Annotated in this window: 1 protein-coding gene; it reads right to left on the bottom strand. The window is 37.5% G+C overall.

Annotated features, from left to right (window positions below):
* On the bottom strand, nucleotides 1-2,735 hold a 2,735-nt coding region (locus C4E06_RS10740; protein ID WP_107668050.1), incomplete at both ends, for a helicase-related protein.

The raw sequence follows: 2,735 nt of genomic DNA, 5'->3' as shown, positions 1-2,735 counted from the left end.
TTATTTTGAGCGTTATCTCTAGCAACACGGTAAGTATCATCACCCTTAGCCACTTTCCCTGATAACATAATATAGGCTTTTTTCGCCTCAGAAATAGTAGCCTCCATGGCCTTTGTGAGATAATCTTGACGAATGTGTAATTCTCGTTTTCGTTTGCCACTTTCTTCTTGCATTAAAGGAAACTGAACCTTCCCTTTTAACCACTTTTCTAAAGCTTGTTGTTCATCAGAACTAGGCGGATTTAAAGTTGAAGAAGCGGTTTCAGGACTCAAGGGAGTTAAATCATGTAAACAGTCTGTTGAAATTAATTGATAATCCCCCTTAGTTTTTTCAGCCACAGCAACCATCATGGCACGAATTACTGTTCCTTTCCCTTTAATGTCTTGTCCAGCAATTTGTACCTCGAAAAAGTGGATAGAATAGGGGATAAAAGCATCAGCATCTAGAAATAAAGCTGACTGATAGCCCACCATTTGTGCTAGTTGTCGGTCTAACCGTTCAGAAATTGTCCCAAATAAACAATGACCAGGGGTTACAAATTCAGCATCTTGATGGGAAACTTCTCCCAATTTTTCCTTATAAAAAGTAAACTTACCATAGCGACTATCCGGTACACCTAAGCGCCTAACAGCATCAAGAGATGGCGCACGAAATTCCTCTTTAAGATAAGGAATACGCCATAATCCATCAGCCCTAGTTTCTAAATTGACCCCTAAGTAATCACAAGCACGACGGAAAAATTCTTCTACATAACGAGGCATTAATCGTCGTTCTTCTGATAAATAATCTTCTTTTTGAGTGCGACGAACTTGAGATAAATCCACATGAGAAGTCGCTAAAGCAATACCCGTTGCCTGTTCTAATTCCTCGAGTAATTTAGGGTCAAGACCATTGATAGTTTCGACAGCTTTATCTTCTTCTGCTTTACTATAAGAAGCCTCCTTAATTAAATCCTCAAAATGAATATCATTCAGTTGTAGTAATTGACCAATGACATCAAATACTTTATCCCCCATCGCATTACGAATTTCATCCAGTTTTGTCAATAGTTTATTAAGAACATTTCCTTCTACCGTATTCGTCGCCACAAAGTTGAAAATATAAACATCTAATGGTTGTCCAATACGGTGTATTCTCCCCATTCTTTGTTCAAGTCTATGGGGAGACCAAGGAATGTCATAATTGACCATTAAATGACAAAATTGTAAGTTAATTCCTTCCCCTGCTGCTTCGGTTGCTAAACAAATTTGTTTGTTAAATTGAAAGTCTTTTTGTGCGTCTTTTCTACTAACAGGACTCATACCTCCATGAATTTCACATATTGTAAAACCCCATTGAATTAAATTGTCTTTGAGGTAATTTAAGGTATCACGATGTTCAGTAAAAATAAGCAGTTTACCCCGTCCATCTTTTAACTCTTGTAATTCACTCCTTTCTAAACAATCTTTTAGAGCATTTAATTTAGTTTCCTGACCAATTTCGATAGTTTTCTTAGCTAAATTAACCAAATGACGCAGAGCCACTAATTCATCTTGAAGTTGGTCTAATTGTTCGGCTACCGTTGAATCAATGGCTATTTCATCTAATTCTTCCCCATCATAATCCTCATCTTCCATCTCTGGGTCTACTACTCGTCCTAATTCCATTAAACGGGCGTGTTGTTCAGTGGGAGATAATGTTTCTAATTCTTCTAATAAATCAGCAAACCGTTTTTCCCGTTTTTTGAGAGAGGAATAAATGGCATTAAGACTACTAGCTAAACGACGTTGTAATACGGTTCTAGCTAAAGCAACCGAACCTTTTTTACGTCCTTGAGTTTTACCTAAATAACGGTTAATATAGTTAGTGACTTCATCATACAGTATTTTTTCAGAGCGAGATAATTCAAAAGGAATGGTAATAGGATAACGTTCTTTAAATAAACGATTACCATCAAAATCTTTTAATTCTTCTTTAATTCGTCTGAGAAACCAAGGACTATCTTCTAATTGAAGAATTTGAGGATTAATGCTACTAGAAATAAACTGGTCAGGATCTAGTAAGCGTAAAAAGTTATGAAATTGGTCTTTATTTCCTTGATGGGGCGTTGCTGTTAATAAGAGAATCCGTTCGGTAATTTGAGATAGTTCTTCGGCTAATTTATAACGTCCGGTACGTCGTAATTCATCCCCTTGAGTTCTCGCAGAACATTTATGGGCCTCATCGATAATAACTAAATCCCATTCCACTTGTAGAATAGATGGCATTACTTCATCTCGTTTAGCAAAATCAATGGACGCAATACACTGACGAAACCGTTCCCAAGGATTTCCGGCTAATTGATTTTTAACTAAATTTGAATTAATAACCTCAAACGTTTCTGAAAATTTACTGCGTAATTCATCTTGCCATTGAACCGTTAGAGGAGCAGGGGTTAAGATCAAGATACGATCTACTGCATGACGTAATTTTAGCTCTTTAAGTAATAGTCCCCCCATAATCGTTTTTCCTGCCCCTGGATCATCGGCCAGTAAAAAACGTAAACGAGCTTGGGGGAGAATGCGCTGATATACCGCCTCTAACTGGTGAGGAAGAGGACGAACCCCACTTAAACTGACCGCAAAATGAGGATCATAATCATAGGCTGTTTTTATACGGGCTGATTCAATGAACAGAAAAAAACGATTAGCATCAACGATAGGTTGATAATCAACTCGTTCAGCCTGTTCAAGACTGAGAGCTTGTTTGAAGCTGAG

This window comes from Cyanothece sp. BG0011 (assembly GCF_003013815.1).
Lineage (GTDB): Bacteria > Cyanobacteriota > Cyanobacteriia > Cyanobacteriales > Microcystaceae > Crocosphaera.
This window is presented reverse-complemented; position numbering and strand designations above follow the sequence as displayed.